We start from the raw sequence: 22,507 nt of genomic DNA on the forward strand, positions 1-22,507 counted from the left end.
AAAAGAGAAAATGCTATGGATAATCACATTTCATCCAGGGCTTTGCTACATCGAAGGGATGTTATTAAAAACAACCCGCGATTTGGTGAAGCTATAACAGAGCACTACAGAATCAATGATGCCATTTATAAAAAACAACCCTTGTTCTACAAAACGATGCTTCAGGAATCACGCTTCAACATAATACTGTCAATGTGTTGTTTTGTTTTTGGTAATCAGGCTGAGTCAGTTTCAGAGATAAAGGCACTGTGTACCCGCTATAATATCGCCAGTCCTAACAGTGTTATCGCGATCATCACCATACTTAAGACCACCGGGCGAATTAAGACCTGGCGCTGTACCGAAGATCGCCGAAAAACAAAAATCGCGCCAACGGAAAAAGGACTGGATGAGCTGAAACGCTATATGTCTGGGGCATTTACGCCTGTCAGCATTCTTTATCCGACATTCAACATTAATGTTAACCTTCTGGACAATGACATTTTGAGGCACAACTTTTTCCGGCGCGCCGCAGAGTACCTTTTCCGCGGATTAACATTCAGGAAAGTGCTTCCGGAGGTGGGTTTATTTATTGATAAGGATGGTGGCCGAATGATTATGCTCTATCTCTATTTGCAGGCCATTAAAAACAAAACAGCACACGGTGCCATAATAGCGTATTCAGCCAGCACACTGGCAAAAGAATTTTTCGTCTCGCGTATCCACGTCAACCGCATTATCAAATCGGCGCAGGAGGCAGGTTATCTTAAAGATCGCGGCGATGGCCGGATGTCAATTTACCCGGCCTTTATCGAGCTGGTCGAAAATTATGCCGGATTATATTTTGCGTATGTCACACATTACATCAACGTGGTACCAAAAGAACGACGCCATGCTGTCAACATGACGCCTACACTCTGATCTGACGGGCGTTCGGTTTGCTGAACGCCTTTTTTATCGCTCGCGCAGCGCCTCTTTTGCCTTATTCAATGGTTTCAGCAGATAATCAATGACGGATTTACTGCCGGTTTTGATATCAACCGTGGCTATCATGCCCGGGAACACCGGGAATTCCTTGCCCTGCCTGTTGGTCAGATGGTTACTGTCAGTACGAATATAAACGCGATAATAATAAACATCCCGTTTCACCTCGTCCTGAAGGGTATCCGGGGAAATCATCGTCACCTCCCCTTCCAGCCCGCCGTAGATCGAGTAGTCATAAGCGGTGATTTTCACCAGCGCTTTTTGCCCAGGATGGATAAACGCGACATCGCGCGGCGAGATTTTCGCTTCTATCACCATCTGGTCATCAAGCGGTACCAGGCTCATCAGTTTGCCGTTCGGCGGGATCACTCCGCCCACCGTCGTCACGTCAATGTCCTTCACGATGCCACGCACCGGCGCATTAAACGTTAAGCGGGTGAGTGAATCTTCGCGTCCTTTCATGACCGAACGCTGCGCTTCCATTTCCGCGTTCGCTTTTGCCAGTTCTTCGCGGGCGCGAACGTAGTACTGGTTTTTCATTTCGGTGATTTTGCTCTCCAGCTCATTTTTTTGACGTTCAAGGCGTAAGACTTCGACCTTACTGGCCGCCCCCTGCGTCACCAGCGGGCGCGTTAATGCCAGTTCACGCTGCACGAGATCCGCTCCCTGGCGTAAACCCGCCAGCCCTTTTTCCAGGCTTTCGCGACGTGACTGATAAAGCGCCGTTTCCTGTTTGACCAACTCAACGTCGTCATCCAGCTCGGCCGGGAATGTCAGCCCGGTGTCGTTTACCTCAGCATTCAGACGCGCGGCCGTCGCCATCGCGGCGTTTAATCGAGACTCGCTCTCCAGCACGCTGGACTCGGTTTTCGTCCGGTCCAGTTGGGCAAGCTGTTGATCACGCTCGACGATATCGCCCTCGCGCACCATCAGACTGTGGATAATCCCCCCTTCCAGGGACTGGATCACCTGCTCGTGGGAGGACGGGATCACCTTGCCGCTACCCGTCGTGACCTCATCCAGCTGGAACAGGCTGGCCCAGGTAATAAAGACCACCAGCAGGGCAAACAGCGACCATGCCACCAGCGACGAACGCGGCAGGCGCGGCTCCTTGAGCCGGCTGTTAAAGCGGGAGAAATCATTCATGCCACGCCCTCCGTTTTCAGTTTAACCGTGCGCTGCGGCGCCTGCTGCGGGGCCATTCCGTGCTGGCGTAAAATGGCATCACGAGGGCCATCCATCACCACTTTGCCGTTTTCCAGGACGATGATGCGGTCAACCAGGTCCAGAATCGGCAGACGATGCGTCGCCACCACCAGCGTCCGGCGCTTACCGAGCCACTGGTGCAGATGCTGGATAAACTGCTTCTCGCTGACCTCATCCAGCCAGGCGGTGGGTTCATCCAGCAGCAGAATATTCGGCGAGGTGATCAGCGCGCGCGCCAGCAGCAGCGCCTGACGTTGCCCGCCGGAAAGCCCCGTCCCGCCCTCATTGATGATGGTGTTCAGCCCCATTTTCTGCTTGCGCACAAACTCCAGCGCGCCGCTGTTGACCAGCGCCTGATGGATTTCCTCGTCTGTCGCCAGCGGATTACCCATCAGGATGTTGTCACGTACGGAGCCGAAGAACAGCCGCGCCTGCTGGCTGAGCAACTGCATGTCGCGGCGCACGTCGGCCGGGTCAAGATGATTGAGAGCAATATCGTCCAGCAAAATGCTGCCCTGCTGTGGCTCCTGCATTCCCGCCAGCAGATGCAGCAAAGTGCTTTTCCCCGAACCATTCCGCCCGAGCACCGCCACGCGCTCCCCGGCGCGAATGCGCAGTTTGCTGATATTCAGCACGGTAAGCTTCTCTTCTTCATCGTAATAAAACCCAACGTCGTCCAGCCGATAATCACCGCGAAGATGGGCTTTATGCACTTTTTTGCCGTGCTGGGGATCGTCAATCGGGCGCTGCATCAGGTCATCCAGCCCCTTGCGGGCCACCTTTGCCGACTGCCAGCGGGAGAGCACGCCGGAAATCTGCGACAGGGGCGCAATGGTCCGGGACGCCAGAATCGAGGTCCCCACCAGCGCACCGGTGGTCATGTCGCCGCTGATAACCAGATAACACCCCACCAGCAGCACCACGGCGTAGACGATAGACTGCACCTCCTGGGTCCAGGTCAGCAGCAGCCCCGTCAGCCAGCGCTGCTTCATGCCGACGCTCGCGGCAACGTCATTGGTGTTATTCCACTGGTTCTGGAACCTCTGCTCGGCGCGCATTAGCTTGATGTCCTCAAGCCCCTGCACCGCTTCCACCAGCGTGGCGTTACGAATCGCCGATTCACGCATCCCTTCGCTGGAGAGTTTTCCCAACGGGCGCTGCACCAGCAGGCCGGGAATGAGCAGCAGCGGTACGGCCAGCAGCACCACCAGCACCAGCGGGCCGCCAATCATCCACAGAATGAAGACGAACAGCAGGAAGAACGGCAGATCGGAGATAGCGGCAATGGTGGTGGAAGTGATCAGCTCCCGCACCGACTCCAGCTCGCGGATCTGGGCGATAAACGACCCGGTCGATTTCGACCGTGCGCCGTTTTTAATCCTCAGGGCGTGGGCAAACACGCGCTCGGAAATACGCAGGTCGGCGCGTTTCCCTACCACGTCCGAAATATGCACCCGCAGCATGCGCATGATGAATTCAAACACGATGGCGATCATCACACCGCCAAACAGCACCCACAGCGTGGCCTCCGACTGGGACGGCACCACCCTGTCATACACCTGCATGGAAAAGACCATGCCGGAGAGCGCCAGCACGTTGGCGACCAGCGCCACCAGCATTATGTCGCTGTAACGACGCCAGTCTTTCAGCGCCAGCTGCCAGAACCAGTTTTTCTCATAGGGTTTGATGTAATCATCCACGCGCGCATCCGGCGTGGACTCCAGGGGACGCAGCACCATCAGCCCCTTTAACCGCGAACCGAGTTCGTCGCGCGTCAGCGTCGTCTCCAGGCCCCCGTCGCCGCTAAACTGCACGCTGACGTTTCCTTCGTTGTCCATACGGTTGATGACCGCAATTTGCCCGCCGGTGAACTCCGCCAGCAGCGGTAAACGCCACGGATCGAGCGCTACGGCTCCCGCCGCCACCCAACGCATCCCCAGCCCAAGCTGGCGCGCCATCTCCTCCAGCACCAGCTGGCGTGGAGACTGGCTTTCATGGTTAATCGTGACCCGAACATGCTCCGCCGAAAAATCCAGCCGATAATATTTCGCGATGATGAGCATGCCCTGCAACCAGGGTTCGTACTGTGGATGTGTCTTCATAATGCTACGTCCTGTTCAGGGCGATGATTTCGCACTGAAATGATACCTTTCCGGGATGATTAGAAATCGAACACTGTCTAAACGAGCCCGCAAAATAATCTTGTGAAATATAGGGTTATGGCTATTCGTGTAAAGAAACGCAAAAGGCCGCGAGGATCGCTCCCCGCGGCGTTGTTTTACGCAATTAACAGTTGATGATTGGCCAACAGCGTCGCCAGATCCGTCTGCACGCCGTTCAGCGTTACCAGCGTGGTGGGCGTGAACTGACCGCCCGTCCCGTCCAGGTCAACCTGGATCTCGGTGTTGCTGCCGTTTTGCACAACGCGGATGTAGTCGGCGATGTTGCCCGCGCTGCTGTCCAGCGTCGCCACGCCGTTCACGTAGCTCGCCGAGCCGGTGCCGGTATAGCCGCTGTCGGAAAGCAGGTCGCGCAGATCGATACGGTCCGTATCCGCCGTCCCTTCCCAGGTGCCGACGGTAAAGCCGTTCACCACATCGCTACCGTTGCCGCCCGTCGCGTCAGACGCGTTGATCAGCTTATAGAGCAACGTATCGTGACCGCCGCTGCCGATGTTGAAGGTGTCGTTCCCGCCCCGGCCTTCGAACTGGTTATCACCGCTGTTGCCGGTGATCACGTCGTCATAGTCGGAGCCGTTAATCCCTTCAATATTCAACAACCGCGTGGTACCGAATCCGGTGTCCTGCGCCGTTGAGAGGCGCAAATCAACGGTTATCCCAGAGGTGGCATTACGATAATCCACCACGTCCATGCCGCCGGTATTGCTCCAGGTGTCGTAGTCGGAATGGGTATTCCAGCCGCCGGAGCCGTTATAGGTATAGGTACCATCCTCTGCGATAAAGGTGTCGTTATACCCGGTACCGGTGATGGTTCCGCTGTGGCCGCCGGTGGCCGCTTCGGCGGTGAGAACATAACCCTCTTTGCCGTTGCCCGCGTCCAGGCCGGTCCAGGTGACGTTATCCGAGACGCCGTTGGTGATCTTCACGATCTCCGCCGAGTAGGTTTCGTTCGGATCCAGCCCGTAGAAACTCACCAGCGCAGAGGTATCGTTCGAGCCAATGCCGGACTGAGCGTTGATGATCTGCGAGGCCACCAGCACGCCCGCAGCGTTATACAGATTGACCGTATTGCCGTAGTACGCGTTGATGCCTTCGCTATCGACAATGTGCAGATGCATCGCGGTACCGTCAGCGATCTCCGCATTGTTCTGCACCAGCACCACCTTACCGTTCTGCTGAGACACCAGCAGATCCTGCGCACCGTCCCAGTTGTAGTCCACCGCGGCGACACCGGTGACGTTGGCCAGCCCAGAAGCCAGCTGGCTTGAAGTCCAGGTTGAGCCGTAGCCGTTGTTGGTGAACAGGGTCGCCGTCTGTGAGCTGCCGTAGGTGCTGAGCTTGATGATGTCCATCTGCCCGTCACCGTTCCAGTCTACCGCCACCGACAGATAGCCCGCCGTGGCGTTAGAGGCTTCCACCGCGCTTTTGGTCGTGGAAAGCTGCCCGGTACCGTCGTTGTAGTAAATCACCCCGCCGTTGTTGTTGTAGCTGCTGCCGAGGTACAGATCCATGTAGCCATCGCCGTTAAAGTCCGCCCACGTCATGGAGGCCGCCGTGGTGGTATTCGAGGCGTTGGCCACAAACACGTTGGTCAGGTTCTGGCCAATGGAAAGCGTACCGTTCCCGTTGTTGTTAATCACGGTGAGCGAGTACGCCCCGCTGCGGTTGGTGTGCTGCACGATGTCCACGGTACCGTCGTTGTTCAGGTCGACGCCGGAGATTTCACGCCCGGAATCGAACTGGCCGTAGAATCCACCTTCCCCGCCGGTGCCGTCCGGCGACAGAACGCCGTTGGTATTCACCAGGTAGGTCAGGGAGTCCATACCGGCATCGCCGTACGCCAGATCAAGATAGCCATCGCCGGTTTTGTCGTAGGCAATTACGCCGCCGTACCAGATGGTGGTTCCCATCGCCAGCTGGCTGGCGGTGTAGCTGCTGCCATCGTAGGTCCACATCACCTGCGTAGAGCCCGCGTAGGTGTTCTCCGTCGCAAAGATATCCTGCGTGCCGTTACGGTCAAAGTCAGCTGCCGTCTGGCTCACCACATAGTAGCTACGGGTGTTAGTTAACGTATTCCCGGCATAGGTTGAATCATCGCTGCTGGAATAAGACTGTCCATTAGCAATGATATTCCACAGCCCGCTGCTGTTCATGCCGAGAGTCATGGTTGAGTTGTTGCTGTTCCCCGCAGTGGTCGCCCAGTCGGTATTCACCGAGGTGGTATCGATCACCAGGCTACCGGTTGCCGTACCGGTGGTGTTACCGTTGCCCGCGCTACTCTTCACCTGCGCGGTTACGTCGTAACTCGCCACACTCAGGGCATCGCTGTCCGGGATCTGTAGATACCAGGTATTGTGATCCGGGTCGACGACCACCGCACCGCCGGTCTGGGAGGTGTAGGTTTTCCCGTTCACCGTCACCACCAGATATTCACCGTTCACCAGGTCTGCGGAGACCGTACCGCTGACAATCGGCGTGGTATCCGAGGTGGTCTGGGCAGTAATCGCCGCGGTGGTGGTCGGGATGCTGGTATCGACGTTCAGCACAAAGCCATCCGATTCCGTGTAGTTACCGGCTTTGTCGGTGACGCGCAGAATGTAGGTGTGATTCCCGTCGAGCAGGCCGTTGTCCTGATAGGACCAGCTTGCGCTGCCGTTCATCGTGACCTGACCCAGTAAGATCCCGTCCCGGTAAAGCTGCACGATTTCGCCATCTTCCGGAGCGCGGTTAAGCGTACCGTTGATCAGCGGCGAGGTATCGTCCGTCGCGACTGATGCGCCGTACGTGCCTGTACGTTCACCTTCCCCGTCGGTATAGCTGACCACCGTTCCCACCGTGTCAGGCGGCGTGGTATCAACCGTTACCACCTGCGAAGAGGTTGAGCCGACGTTGCCCGCCTGGTCGATGATCCGCACCTGGTAGGTGTAATCCCCGTCCGCCAGATCGCGGGTATCCGTATAGCTCCAGCGCTGGTTAGTGACGGTAGTGTCAATCCAGGTATTACCGCCGTCGAGGCTGATCTGTACGCGCTCGTCGCTGGCCAGCGCGCTGCCCAACGAGCCGTTGATCGTCAGCGAGGTGTCCATGGTGATGAAATCACTCCCGGACTGCCCGGTATCTTCGCTGATGCTGTCAATGGTGATGCCGTACTGCGGCGCCTGGGTATCCACCGTCACGTCCTGCGTGGTGGTGGCCCCAACGTTGCCCGCCTGATCGACAACCCGCACCTGATAGCGGTAGTCGCCGTCGGCCAGGGTGCGGGTGTCGTTATAACTCCACCGGGTGCCGCTTACCGTGGCGTAAACCCAGGTGGTGCCGCCATCCATGCTCACCTGCACATACTCACCCGCCCCGAGTTCGGCCCCGAGCGTCCCGTTGAGCGTGTACGAGGTCGAACTGGTCAGGAAGTCGTTATTGTCGAAGCCGGTATCGACGGTGATGTTATCCACGGTCACCGTAATCGCCGCATCCGGCGCGACCGTATCGACCGTCACCTGCTGATGAGCGCTGGCACCTACGTTGCCTGCCGCATCCACTACTCGAACGTAGTAGTCATAGGTCTGGTTACCCAGCGTGCGGCCGTCCACGTAGTACCAGCTGTTGCCAGTGACGATCACGTTCTGCCAGGTGACCCCGCCGTCGATGCTGATCTGGGCATATTCGCCGTCGGCCAGCGTTGCGCCGAGCGAGCCGTGCAGCGTCAGAGAGGTGTCATTGGTGATAAAGTCGCTGCTGCTCAGGCCGGTATCGTCGCTGATGCTGTCGATAGCGATCGTTTTGCTGGCGTCCGGCGCGACGGTATCAATGGTCACCACCTGGCTGGTAGTGGCGCTGATATTCCCCGCGTCGTCAATCACCCGCAGCTGATAGTTGTAGTCTCCGTCGGCCAGCGTGCGGCCGTCAACGTAGGTCCAGCTCAGGCCGCTGACGCTCACGTCAGTCCAGGTTGCGCCACCGTCGAGGCTGATCTGAGCGTGGTCGCCGCTGCCCAGGGCCGCGCCGAGCGTCCCTTTCAGGCTGATCTGGTTGTCGCTGGTAATAAAGTCGCTGTCGGACAGGCCGGTATCCTGCGAGACGGAATCCACGGTAATGGTCGCCGCCGCAGGCTTCGTCAGATCGATTACCACGTCCTGGCTGTCCGTTGCCCCAACGTTGCCTGCATTGTCGATCACGCGCACCTGGTACTGGTACGTACCGTCGGTCAGGGTACGGCCATCGGTGTAGCGCCAGGTGGTGCCGGTGACGGTCAGGTCAATCCAGGTGGTACCGCCGTCAAGGCTGATCTGCGCCTTCTCGTTATTGCCGAGCTGCGCGGTCAGGGAACCATTCACCACCACCTGGCTGTCGTTGGTGATGAAGTCATTCGCGCTGAGGCCGGTATCGTTTTGCAGGGAATCAATGCTGATCCCCATCGACGGTGCGGTGAGATCCACGGTAACGGTATGGTTATCGCTGGCGCTGTTGCCGATGGCGTTGCTCACCTGCGCGTTAATCACGTACGAACCGCCGTCCGCCAGCGCGGTCACGTCTGCGCTGCCGACCGTATAGCTCCAGGTGCCGTCATTTTGAACGGTAGCCGTGTAGGTTTTACCGTTAAGCGTAATGGTCACCGTCTGGCCCGTTGGCGCATCGGTGGTGCCGCTGATAACCAGCGGCGTGCCGTGCTCGGCGGCGTTGACGATATCATCCTGCGCAAAGGTGTTAATGGCGATGGTCGGCACGTCACCGTTCAGCGTCACGTCGTGCGTTGCGCTGCCCGGGTTACCTGCCTTATCGCTCACCGTAGCCGTAATGGTGTAATCCCCGTCGCTCAGTCCGAGGAAGTCGCGTCCCGGCACGAAGACGGACCAGGAGCCATTTGCCGCCACGGTCGCCTGATAGCTGTGGCCGTTGAAGGAGACGGTCACCGTCTGGCCCTGCTCCGCGGTGGTGGTCCCGCTGATGGTCTGTCCCGCCAGCTGCTCGGCGTCGTTGACGATATCGTCATCGGCCACGGTGCTGATGGTCACGGCTGGCGCGACGGTATCGACCGTTAAGGTATGCGTCGTCTGGCCGTTATTACCCGCCTTGTCGTTCACCGACGCGGTGACCGTCAGCGCGCCTTCGCTCAGGTTGGCAAGATCGGCGGCCGGGACGTCGAGCGTCCAGGTGCCGTCGTTTGCCACAAGCGCAGTGTAGGTTTTCCCGCCCAGCGTGACGGTCACCGTCTGGCCTGCTTCCGCGCTGGAAGAGCCGTGTACGGTGAGCGGCTGCTGGGCTTCCGCCGCATTCAGCACATCGTCGCCCGACAACGTGTTCACGCTAATCACCGGCGCGGTGGTGTCCACGCTGATGGTGTGCGTCGCCGAGGCGCTGTTCCCGGCGCTGTCCTGCGCCGAAACAGAAACCTGGTAGCTCGCGCCGTCGGCCAGGGTGCCCACGTCGGCGGCCGGTACGGTGGTTGTCCAGGAGCCATCGCTCTGGATAGTGGCCGTATAGCTCTTACCATTCAGGGTGATAGTGACCTGCGTGCCGTTCGCAAACTGCGCGCTGGAGCCGTTGATGACCAGCGACGCCCCCGCTTCTGCCGCATTGATCACGTCATCACCGCTGAGGGTGTTGACGGTCAGCGCGACCGATGCGGTATTTACCACCACGTCATGGGTCTGGGTGCTGCTGTTGCCCGCGCTGTCGGTGATTGTCGCGCTGAGGGTCACGGTGCCGTCGGTCAGGGCAGAAATGTCGCTGGCAGGAACGCCCACGCTCCATTTGCCACTGGCGTCAACGGTGGTGGTGTACTGGTTCGAACCTATCGTGATGACCAGCTTATCGCCGACGCTGGCGCCGGTTGCGGTGCCGCTGATGACCTGCGCCTGCCCGTGCTCAACGCTGTTGATGACGTCATCGCCCGCCACGACGTTAAAGCTGACGGTCGGCGGCGTGGTATCGAGCGTAATCGCTTTGCCCGCGCTGCCCGGGTTACCCGCGGCGTCACTCACGCTCACCTGCACGGTGTAGCCGTTATCCGCCAGAGTGGACAGATCGGCGGCCGGCACGTTAATGCTCCAGACGCCGCCCTGCTGAACCTGTGCGGTATAGCTGTTTCCACCGAGGTTAACGGTTACCGTCTGACCGACTTCAGCCGTGGTGGTGCCGGAAATGGCCACGCCCGCAGCCGCTTCGCTGCCGTTGATCACGTTGTCGCCGGCTACCGTGTCAATGGTCACGGTTGGCGCCGTGGCATCGACGCTGTACTCCCGGCCCGCAGACGCGCTGTTGCCGTTCACATTGGTCACGCTCACCTGCACGCTGGCGTCGCCGTCTTTCAGACCCGCAAGATCCGAGGAAGGCACGGTGGCCGTCCAGTTGCCGTCGGCATCGACTTTGGCGGTGTAAGACTTGCCGCCAAAGGTGATGGTCACGGTCTGGTTCTCTTCCACATTGGAGGTGCTGCCGGAAAGCACCAGATCCGCGCCTTTTTCTGCCGCGTTAATCACGTCGTCGGTGGCGATGGCATCAATGCTGATCGCCACGGCTGCCAGATCGACGGTGACGTCGTGGCTGATAGAGACCGGATTGCCCGCCGCGCTCTGGCCTGCAACGGTCACGGTAACCGTGCCCGCAGCCAGGGCCCCGACGTCTGCTGCCGGGATCGCCGCGCTCCAGGTACCGTCTGCCAGCACGGAGGCCGCATAGGTTTTGCCATTGACGGTCACGGTGAGCGTAGTGCCTGCCGCCAGTCCGTCGCTGGAGCCGGTGACAATCAGGTTCTGTCCATGCTCGATGCTGTTAATCACATCGTCGCCCGCGACGGTATCCACGCGCAGGCCCGGCAGGCTGGCGTCGATAGTGATATCGCGCTCGCCCGTTCCCGTATTGCCATGGTCATTAGTGACGGTTGCTGACACCGTTAAATCGCCATTGCCCAGCGCGGTCAGGACGGATTCCGGCACGTTAACGGACCAGGTCAGATCGCTCTGCACCGTCGCGGTATAGGTGTTGCCGCCGATGTTCACCGTCACGGTGTTACCGATGTCCGCGTTCGCCACCTTACCGGTAATGGTCTGGCCTGCGGCCACTTCCGCCGCGTTGATGACGTTGTCCCCCGCCACGGTGTTGATGGTGACGGTTGGCAGCGCGGTATCGACAAGCAGGTTCGCCGTAGTGCTGATGCTGTTGCCCACGCCGTTGGTGGCCGTCGCGCTCAGGGTGTAGCTGGCTTCACCGAGGCCTGACAGATCCGCAGCCGGAACCGTCAGGCTCCAGGTGCCGTCTGCCGCAGTCGTCGCCGTGTAGTTTTTACCGTTCAGGGTCACGGTGACCACGGTGCCTTCCGCCAGGTTGGCGCTGGTGCCGTTGACGCTCAGATCCTGCCCTTTTTCTACCGCGTTCAGGACGTTGTCATCGCTGATGGCGTTGAAGCTGACCGACGGCAGACCGGTATCGACGGTCACATTATGCGTGCCGCTGCCGGTATTGCCCGCCGCGTCGGTGACTGACGCAGTGACGGTCACGCTGCCGTCGCTGAGGCCTGAAATCACATTCGCCGGAACACCCACGCTCCAGTTACCCGCCGCGTCCAACACGGTGGTATACGACTGGCCGCCGATGGTGACGGTGACGGTGTCGCCCGCCGCCGCGCCGGTCGCGGAGCCGCTGACGATCTGCGCCTGATTGTGTTCAGCCACGTTAATCACATCGTCACCTGCAACGGTGTGGATGGTCACCGCAGGTACGGTGACGTCCACCGTCAGGGTGTGGTCAACCGACGCCGGGTTACCCGCCTTGTCGCTGACTGAGGCGGTGACCGTCACGCTGCCGTCGGTTAATCCTGCCAGATCCGCCGCCGGAACGTTCAGCGTCCAGCTGCCGTTCGCGCTGACGGTTGTGGTGTAATCTTTGCCGTTCAGCGATACGGTCAGCGTCTGGCCTGCTTCGGCGGTACTGGTGCCGGAGATTGCCAGGTCTGACTGAGCTTCCGTGGCGTTCAGGATATCGTGGGTGGCAATCGTGTTGATGGTCACGGACGGCGCGGTAGCATCCACGCTGTACTCACGGCCCGCCGAGGCGCTGTTGCCGTTCACGTTGGTGACGCTCACCTGCACGCTGGCGTCGCCATCCTTCAGGCCAGCCAGATCCGCTGACGGCACGGTATAAGTCCAGTTGCCGCTGTCGTCCACGGTGGTGGTGTAGATCCTGCCGTTCAGACTGATGGTCACGGTCTGCCCGGCTTCCACGTTGGTGGTCACACCGGACAGCACCAGATCCGCGCCCTTCTCCGCCGCGTTAATCACGTCGTCGGTGGCAAGCGCATTGATGCTGATGGCAACGGTAGCCAGATCCACGGTCACGTCGTGGCTGATGGTGATCGGATTACCCGCCGCGCTGTCACCGGTAACGCTGATTTTCACGGTGCCTTCCGGCCACGCGCTCACGTCGGTGGACGGGATCGCCGCGCTCCAGGTGCCGTCTGCCAGTACCGTTGCCGCGTAATCTTTACCGTTGACGGTAACCGTCAGCGCCGTGCCCGGCGCCAGCCCGTCGCTGGAGCCTGAAACAATCAGGTTCTGCGCGTGCTCGATGGTGTTGACCACGTCGTCACCCGCCACGGTATTCACGCGCAGGCCCGGCAGGTTAGCGTCGATAGCGATCTCGCGTTCGCCGGTGCCGGTGTTGCCGTGGCCGTTGGTGACGGTCGCCGTCACGCTCAGGCTGCCGTTGCCGAGTGCGGTCAGCACGTCAGACGGCACGTTGACGGACCAGGACAGATTATTCTGCACCGTTGCGGTGTAGCTGTGGCCACCGATAGTCACGGTCACGGTGTTGCCCGCTTCGGCATTCGCCACGGTGCCGCTCAGTGTCTGGCCTGCCGCCACTTCCGCCGCGTTGATGACGTTGTCGCCCGCCACGGTGTTGATGGTGACGGTTGGCAGCGCGGTGTCGACAAGCAGGTTCGCAGAACTGCTCACGCTGTTGCCCACGCCGTTGGTGGCCGTCGCGTTCAGGGTGTAACTGGCCTGACCGAGACCGGCCAGATCCGCAGCCGGAACCGTCAGGCTCCAGGTGCCGTCTGCCGCAGTTGTCGCCGTGTAGTTTTTACCGTTCAGGGTCACGGTGACCACGGTGCCTTCCGCCAGGTTGGCGCTGGTGCCGCTGACGCTCAGATCCTGGCCTTTTTCAACGGCATTCAGGACGTTGTCATCGCTGATAGCGTTGAAGCTGACCGACGGCAGACCGGTATCGACGGTCACATTATGCGTGCCGCTGCCGGTATTGCCCGCCGCGTCGGTGACTGACGCAGTGACGGTCACGCTGCCGTCGCTGAGGCCGGAAATGACGCTGGCCGGGACGCCCACGCTCCAGTTACCCGCCGCATCCAGCACGGTGGTATAAGTCTGGCCGCCGATGGTGACGGTAACGGTATCGCCCGCCGCCGCGCCGGTGGCGGAGCCGCTGATAATCTGCGCCTGATTGTGTTCAGCCACGTTAATCACGTCGTCGCCTGCCACGGTGTGGATGGTCACTGCCGGAACGGTGACGTCCACCGTCAGGGTGTGGTCCACCGACGCCGGGTTACCCGCCTTGTCGCTGACGGCCGCGGTCACGGTGACGCTGCCGTCGGTTAATCCTGCAAGGTCAGCTGCCGGCACGTTCAGCGTCCAGCTGCCGTTCGCGCTGACGGTTGTGGTGTAATCTTTGCCGTTCAGCGATACGGTCACCGTCTGGCCTGCTTCGGCGGTACTGGTGCCGGAGATTGCCAGGTCGGACTGCGCTTCTGAGGCGTTCAGGATATCGTCGGTGGCAATCGTGTTGATGGTCACGGACGGCGCGGTAGCATCCACGCTGTACTCGCGTCCCGCAGACGCGCTGTTGCCGTTCACGTTGGTGACGCTGACCTGCACGCTGGCGTCGCCGTCTTTCAGACCGGTCATATCCGCAGACGGCACCGTGGCGGTCCATTTACCCTCAGCGTCCACCGTGGCGGTGTAGTTCTTGCCGCCGAAGGTGATGGTGACGATCTGGTTTTCTTCGACGTTCGAGGTGGTGCCGGAGAGCACCAGATCCGCACCCCTCTCGGCGGCGTTGATCACGTCATCGGAAGCGATGGCGTCAATGCTGATGGCGACGTTTGCCAGATCCACCGTCACATCATGGTTGATAGTCACCGGATTGCCCGCGCTGCTCTGGCCTTCAACGTTCACGGTGACCGTGCCTGCGGCAAGGGCACTCACGTCCGCAGAAGGGATCGCCGCGCTCCAGGTGCCGTCTGCCAGCACGGTAGCCGGATAGGTTTTACCGTTTACGGTGACGGTCAGCGCTGTGCCCGCCGTCAGGCCGTCGCTTGAACCCGTGATAATCAGATTCTGCCCGTGTTCGATGCTGTTAATCACGTCATCGCCCGCTACGGTGTCCACGCGCAGGCCCGGCAGATTCGCGTCGATAGTGATATCGCGCTCGCCGCTGCCGCTGTTGCCCACGCCGTTCGTGACGCTGGCGGTCACGGTCAGATCGCCATTGCCCAGCGCGGCGAGCACAGATTCCGGTACGCTGACGGACCAGGTGAGATTGTCCTGTACCGTTGCGGTGTAGCTGTGGCCGCCAACAGACACAGTCACGGTGTTGCCCGCTTCGGCATTCACCACTGTGCCGCTAATGGTCTGGCCGGTTGCCAGCTCCGCTGCGTTGATCACGTCGTCGCCCGCCACGGTGTTGATGATGACGCCAGGCAGCACGGATTCCACGTTCACGGTGTGCGAGGTGCTGGAGCTGTTGCCGACGCTGTCCGTCGCGGAGGCCGACACGGTGTAAAGCGCTTCACCCAGTTGCCCCACCTCGCTCGCCGGAACGGTTGTGGTCCATTGGCCATTGGTGTCCACCGTGGCGCTGTACGCTTTGCCGTTGAGCATCACGGTGACCACCGCGCCCGCTGCCAGCCCGGAAGCCGTACCTGTGATGGTCAGATCCTGCGTTTTCTCGCTGCTGTTGATCACATCGTCACCGGACACGGTGTCAATGGTCAGCACCGGCGCGGTGAGGTTGACTTCAACCTCGTGCGTTGTGCTGTTGCTGTTTCCGGCTTTATCGGTCAGCGCCGCGGTGATGGTGTAATCCCCGGCGGTCAGGGCACTCACGTCCGCCGCAGGCACGCCCACGCTCCACCTGCCGGAAGTGTCCAGGGTCGCGGTGTAATCTTTGTTATTGATGGTGACGGTCACCACGTCGCCCGCCGCCGCACCGGTCACGGAACCGGTGACAATCAGCGCCTGCGCGTGCTCGGCGCTGTTGATCACGTCGTCGTCGGAAACGGTGTTAATGGTCAGCTGTGGCACCGTGGTATCCACCAGCACATCGCGGTCCGCAGAGGCCGGGTTACCCGCCTTATCCGCGACGGCTGCCGTGATGGTGTAATCGCCGTCGGTAATCGCGCCGATATCCGCAGACGGTACGGTGACGCTCCAGCTGCCGTTCGCCTGTACGGTGGTGGTGTAGTCCACGCCGTTCAGCGTCACGGTCACGGTCTGGCCCGCTTCGGCGTTGGAGACACCGTTAACGACCAGATCCTGCTGCGCTTCGGCCGCGTTGATGATGTTGTTGTCGCTGACGATCTCGATGGACACCGTCGGCGCGGTGGCGTCCACGTTGTATTCGCGGCCCGCCGAGGCGCTGTTGCCGTTCACGTTGGTGACGCTGACCTGCACGCTGGCGTCGCCGTCTTTCAGTCCGCCCAAATCGGCAGACGGTACGGTCGCCGTCCAGTTGCCGCTGGCATCCACCGTCGCGGTGTACAACTTGCCGCCGAAGGTGATGGTAACGGTCTGGTTTTCTTCCACGTTGGTGGTCGAGCCAGACAGCACCAGGTCCGCGCCTTTCTCAGCCGCGTTGATTACGTCGTCAGAGGCAATCGGATTAATGCTGATGGCGACTGCCGCCAGATCCACTTTCACGTCGTGGCTGATGGAAACCGGGTTACCCGCCGCGCTCTGGCCGTCAACGGTCACGGTGATTGTGCCTGCGCTCAGCGCGCCGACGTCCGCCGCCGGAATAGCCGCCGTCCAGGTGCCGTCCGCCAGCACGGTTGCCGCGTAGGTTTTGCCGTTGACGGTGACCGTCAGCGCCGATCCGCTCGCCAGCCCGTCGCTGGAGCCGGTGATAATCAGGTTTTGACCATGTTCGATGCTGTTGATCACATCGTCGCCTGCTACGGTATCCACGCGCAGGCCCGGCAGGCTGGCATCAATCGTGATGTCGCGTTCGCCGGTGCCGGTGTTGCCGTGGCCATTGGTCACGCTCGCTGTTACGGTGAGATCGCCGTTACCGATAGCGGTTAAGACGTCAGACGCCACGTTAACCGACCAGCTCAGGTCGTCCTGAACCGTCGCGGTATAGGTGTTGCCCCCGATACCGACCATGACAGTGTCACCGCTCGCCGCGCCGCTCACTTTCCCGCTCAGGGTTTGTCCGGAAGCCACTTCCGCCGCGTTAATCACGTCGTCGGTGGCAACCGCATTAATGGTGACCTGCGGCAGCGCGCTGTCGACCAGCACGCTATGGCTGGTATTCGCGCTATTACCCGCGGTATCGGTCACGCTGGCCGTCACGCTGTAGCTCGCTTCGCCCAGTACCGAGACGTTTGCCGCCGGAACGGTGACGCTCCAGTTACCGCTGGCATCGGTGGTGGCGGCGTAACTGATACCGTTCAGGGTTACGGTGATGCGGGTCCCGTCCGGCTGGTTGCTGGTGCCGGAGATCAACAGGTCCTGGCCTTTTTCGGTCGCGTTGATCACGTCGTCAACCGCCAGGGTATTGATGGCAATCACCGGCGTGGTCAGGGAGACGTCAAACGCGTGCGTCGCGCTGGTGCTGTTGCCCGCTTTATCGGTGAGTGTGGCGGAGATCGTCTGATCGCCGTTAGCCAGCGCGCCCACGTCCGCCGCCGGAACGCCCACGCTCCAGTTACCGGCACCGTCCAGCATCGCGGTGTAGTCTTTGCCGTTCAGGGTCAGGGTAATCACATCGCCCGCCTGCGCGCCCGTCACCTTGCCGGTGACAATCAGCGCCTGGCCGTGCTCGGCAATATTAACAATGTCGTCGCCCGCCACAATGTTGAAGGTAATCTGCGGCACGGTAGTGTCGACCAGCACGGACGCCCCCGCGCTGGCCGGGTTGCCCGCTTTATCGGACACGGTCACCGTGACCGCCGCGCTGCCGTCGGCGATCCCCGCCAGATCCGCCGCCGGAACGTCCAGCGTCCAGCTGCCGTTCGCCTGCACCTGGGCGGTGTACTGATTGCCGTTGAAGGTCACGGTGACCGTCTGGCCTGCTTCGGCAGTAGACGTCCCGCTCAGGGTCAGATCCTGCGCCGCCTCTGCCGCATTCAGCATGTTGTCGCCGCTGATGGTGTTGATGGTGACCGCTGGCGCGGCGGTATCGACGCTGAATGCCTGCGAGGAAGAGGCCGCGTTGCCGTTCACGTTGGTGACGCTGACCTGTACGCTGGCGTCGCCGTCCTTCAGGCCGCTCAGATCGGCAGCCGGTACGGTGCAGGTCCAGTCGCCGTTGGCATCGACCGTCGTGGTCCAGGTTTTACCCGCAAAGATAATGGTAACGGTATGGCCCGCTTCAACGTTCGAGGAGGAGCCGGACAGCACCAGATCCTGGCCTTTTTCTGCCGCGTTAAGCACGTTGTCGTCCGTCACGCTGTTGATGCTTATCGCCACCGGGGCGAGATCGACATCCACAACGGTACCGATATTCACCGGGTTGCCGGAGGTATCCTGCGCGCTGGCGCTGATGGTGAGCGACCCGTCCGCCCACCGGGAGACGTCGGCAGCCGGAACCGCAGCCTGCCAGGTGCCATCCGCCAGTACCGAGGCGGAATAACTCTTGCCGTTGATGGTCACGGTGACGGTGCTACCCGCCGCCAGGTCGGTGCTGGTGCCGGAGATAACCAGGTTCTGCGCGTGTTCAATAACGTTAATGACGTCGTCACCGGCGACGGTATCAATGCGCAGGCCGGGCAGCTGGGCGTCAATGGTGACATCCAGGGAAGACGATCCGGTATTGCCGTGCGCGTTCGTCACGCTGGCCGATACGGTCAGATCGCCGTTACCGAGCGCGGTTAACTGACTCTGGGTTAACGGCAGGCTCCAGGTGAGATCGTCCTGTACGGTGGTCGTGTATGTCTGCCCGCCGAGGATAATCGTGACGGTATCGCCCGATGCCGCGTTAGAAACCTTTCCGGTCAGGGTTTGCCCTGCGGCCACTTCCGCCGCGTTGACGATATTGTCGCCCGCGAGGGTGTTGAGGGTAACAACCGGCAGCGAGCTATCCACCAGCACATCGTGCGTGGCAGCGGCGCTGTTGCCCACATTATCGGTGACGCTCGCCGTCACGGTGTAATTGGCTTCACCCAGCGCGCTCACCGCAGAGGCGGGGACGGTAACGCTCCAGTTGCCGCTGGCGTCGGTGGTGGCGGTGTAGTTGATACCGTTCAGATTAACGGTGATGGTGGTTCCTTCCGGCTGGTTGCTGGTACCGGAAAGCAGCAGATCTTCGCCCTTCTCTGCCGCATTGATCACGTCATCCGCGGCCAGCGTGTTAATACCGATAACGGGCGTCACAGTATTGACCACCACATCCACTGAACTGCTGCCGGTGTTGCCGGATTGGTCGGTCACGGAGACGTTAATGGTCCAGGTGCCGTCCGTCAGCCCCTGAACGACGGACGCAGGCAGGCCGAGGCTCCAGTTGCCTGCCGCATCCACCACGGTGGTGTAGTCCACGTTATTGATGGTGATGGTGACCAAATCGCCCGCCGCCGCGCCGGTGACGGAGCCGCTCAGGATCTGCGCCTGAGCATGGGCCAGCTGGTTAACGGTGTTGGTGTCGGTGACGAAATCGTTGATGGTCACCTGCGGCACGGTGGCATCCACCAGCCCAACGCGTTCCGCGCTGCTGCTGTTGCCCGCCACGTCACTGACGGTGGCCGTCACGGTGACATTGCCATCGGTCAGCGCGCCTACGTCGGCGGCAGGCACGTTCAGCTGCCAGCGACCGTCCGCCTGTGCCGTGGTCTGGTAAGATTTACCGTTCACCGTCACGGTGACCGTCTGGCCCGTTTCAGCGGTTGTGCTGCCGCTGAGCACCAGATCCTGCTGCGCTTCTGCCGCATTAATGATGTTGTCGTCGGTCAGGTTATCAAGCGTAATGGCTGGCGGCTGCGTATCGACGATCACCACGCGTGAGGCGTCCGCGCTGTTGCCGTTGACGTTAGTCACGCTGACGCTCACCTGCGCACGCCCGTCGATCAGCGTTTCCATCGCGCTCGCCGGAACGGTCAGGTGCCAGGAGCCGTCCTGCTGCACCTGTGCAGTAAAGGTTTGATCCGCGAATTTCACCACCACGGTCTGCCCGGCCTCCACGCCCTGCGTCTGACCAGAAAGCGTGACATCCGCGCCTTTTTCCGCCGCGTTGAGCATATCGTCAGTGGTTACGGTATCGATGGTGACGGCCACCGCATTCAGGTCAAGCTCGATCGGGTGTTCAGCCGCCACGGTGTTGCCCCAGGCATCTTCCGCGCTGACGCTGACGGTCATGCCTCCCGCCGTCCATGCCTGAAGGTCCGCCGCCGGCACGCCAATCTGCCAGTTGCCGCTGGCGTTAACCGTGGTGACGTATTCGACATTATTGATGGTAACGGTGATCTGTGTGCCTTCGGCCAGATGAGTGCTGGAGCCGGTTACGGCCAGATCCTGCTGCTGCTCGATGGCGTTAATCACGTCATCGCCAGAGATCGTGTTCACGCGCAGGCCCGGCAGTTCGGCGTTGATGTTGATATCACGTTCGCCGGTGCCGGTATTGCCGTGCGCATTGGTGACAGAGGCGCTGAAGGTTAAATCGCCGTCGCCAAACGCCTGGAGGTCGGCCGATGGGATCGTCACGCTCCATTTGAGGTCGCTGCCAACCGTCGCGGTGTAGCTCTTGCCGCCCACGGTGACAGAGACGGTATCGCCCGCCGCCGCGCCGGTGACGCGTCCACTGAGGGTTTGGTCAACCGCCGCTTCGGCGTTATTGACCAGGTTATCCCCGGCAAAGGTGTTGACGATCACCTGCGGCAGCACGGTGTCTACCAGCAGATTCGCCTCGGCGGAGCCGCTGTTACCCACGCTGTCGGTGCCGCTGACGCTGACGGTGTAAAGGGTATTCGCCAGATCCAGCACGTCGGAAACCGGCACCTGAACGGACCAGCGACCGTTCTCAACGGTGGCCTGATAGTTAACGTTGTTCAGCGTCACGGTGACAGCGCTGCCGTTCGGCAGATTACTGGTCCCGCTCAGGCTCAGGGGCTGCATGGCCTCCTGCGCGTTCAGGACGTTATCCTGGCTGATGGCGTCAATCGTGAATTCCGGCGGGTTGCCGCTCAGCGTCACGCCGTGCGTCGCGCTGCCGGTGTTGCCCGCGGCATCAGTGACGGAGACAGAAATCGTGTGGCTGCCCTCACCGAGCGCACCGATGACGGAGGCAGGCACGCCGACGCTCCAGCTGCCGTCCGCCTGGACGGCACCGGTAAAGGTCTTGCCGCCAACGGTCACGGTGACAATGTCGCCCTCCGCCGCGCCGTTCGCCTGGCCGGAAATAATCTGCGCCTGCCCCTGCTCGCTGGTGTTCAGAATGTCGTCGCCCGCGACGGTGTTGATAGTGACCACTGGCGCTGCGGTATCGACCGTGAAATCGGCGGTGGTGGATGACCCGTTACCCGCTTTGTCGCTGACGTTTACCGTCAGGGTGTGCTCGCCGTTAGCCAGCGCCTGTACTTCACTGGCCGGAAGCGTAACGGACCAGCTGCCGTCGCTGCCCACGGTCGCCGTGTGATTTTTGCCGTTCAGCGTGACCGTCACAATCTGGCCCGCTTCCGCATCGGTTTTCCCGGTCAGCGTCAGCGGCTGATTATGTTCAGCCGCGTTGATGATGTTGTCCTGGGCGATCGTGTCGACAGAGATCACTGGCGAGGCGGTATCCACGCCAATCGTCTGGCTGCCGGACACGGTGTTGCCCGCCGCGTCTTTTCCGCTGACGTTGACCGTCCAGGTACCATCGCCCAGCGCCTGTGCGTCGGCAGCAGGGACCTTCACGCTCCATGCGCCGTTTGCCCCCACTTCTGCGGTATAGGTTTTACCGTTGAGCGTGACGGTAAGCGCCGTTCCCTGGGCCAGGTTTTTGCTGGTGCCGGACAGCGTAAAGCCAGCGGCCTGCTCGCTGGCGTTGATCACGTTATCGCCCGCCGTGGTGGCGAGCGTCACGCTGGTATCCGCTGTAGAAACGGTTACGGTAATACTGCCCGCAGAGGTCGATTTACTGCCGTCGATCTGTACGACGGACCAGGTATGTTCCCCGTCCGCCTGGGTCGGGAGTGTTACCGTCCAGGTGCCGTCCTTCGCAACCATGGTGCTGGCGATGGTGCTGCCGTTGCCGTCTTTAACCTGAATGGTCGCGCCCGGCTGCCCGGTACCGCTGAAGGTTGGGGTGTTGTCATCCGTGACCTCTTTTGCACTCAGCACGCCCTGCTTGTCACCCGCGTTGTCCGTGAGCAAAAATGTCGGCGTGGCGCTTTCGACTTCTTTTGTATTATCAATAACCCTGGTTTTGGTTTCGCCATCGCCGCCGTGAGCCAGCAGTGCGCCGATCGCACCGCCCCCTAACGCCGCACCGGCAATCCAGCCCCACGGCGCATCGCTTAAGACGCTTCCCTGCTCCAGGAAAGGTTCAATGCTGCTAATGGGTGCAGCCTGGGCGGTTAATTCGGTGGCGGCAACGCCTGATGCTTCCCCGGCATCGGCAAATGAAATATGCGTCAACGCCTGCTTATCGTTAAATACCAGCTCGGAATGATTATGGGTTTCCGTGTCTTCGACAAAATAATTATTGCAGCGGATCACGCTGCCATCTTTCATATAAATGAGGAGGTCATTCCCCTGGCGGACATAACGCACCACGTCCTGAGCAGAACCCTGAATTTCAATCACGCTCGGTGAGGAAATAGAGACCGAGAGATTCCCCTCTCCGGTTAATTTCGTCTTCTCTGCCGTTTTGCGAATGATGACATCAACAACTTTTGCGGTACTCATATTCTTCTCCTTGCAGGTGCGCGTATTCCTGTGGATATGTCCACCAGAGGGATG

At 60.7% G+C, this 22,507-nt stretch carries 4 protein-coding genes; 1 reads left to right on the forward strand and 3 read right to left on the reverse strand.

Going from position 1 to position 22,507, the window contains the following annotated elements; genetic code table 11:
* Positions 1–15: 15 nt before the first annotated feature.
* Positions 16–900 (forward strand): hypothetical protein, encoded by an 885-nt coding sequence (locus SK58_RS13430; RefSeq protein ID WP_023296585.1) that lies wholly within the window; start codon positions 16–18, stop codon positions 898–900.
* 33 nt (positions 901–933) lie between these two features.
* Here SK58_RS13430 and SK58_RS13435 read toward each other — a convergent pair whose 3' ends face one another.
* The 3 genes from SK58_RS13435 to SK58_RS13445 all read right to left on the reverse strand — a co-directional run bounded on the left by SK58_RS13435 (position 934) and on the right by SK58_RS13445 (position 22,453).
* Positions 934–2,109 (reverse strand): HlyD family type I secretion periplasmic adaptor subunit, encoded by a 1,176-nt coding sequence (locus SK58_RS13435; RefSeq protein ID WP_048220072.1) that lies wholly within the window; start codon positions 2,107–2,109, stop codon positions 934–936.
* Positions 2,106–4,271, reverse strand: a complete 2,166-nt coding sequence (locus SK58_RS13440) for a type I secretion system permease/ATPase (protein ID WP_017384015.1) — start codon at positions 4,269–4,271, stop codon at positions 2,106–2,108. The genes SK58_RS13435 and SK58_RS13440 overlap by 4 nt, the downstream gene beginning before the upstream one ends.
* A gap of 176 nt (positions 4,272–4,447) precedes the next feature.
* On the reverse strand, positions 4,448–22,453 hold the full coding sequence (locus tag SK58_RS13445) for an Ig-like domain-containing protein (RefSeq protein WP_048220073.1): 18,006 nt from the start codon (positions 22,451–22,453) through the stop codon (positions 4,448–4,450).
* Between the last annotated feature and the right edge of the window lie 54 nt (positions 22,454–22,507).

Origin of the sequence: Enterobacter sp. BIDMC93 (assembly GCF_001037805.1) — a bacterium.
GTDB lineage: Bacteria > Pseudomonadota > Gammaproteobacteria > Enterobacterales > Enterobacteriaceae > Enterobacter > Enterobacter hormaechei_C.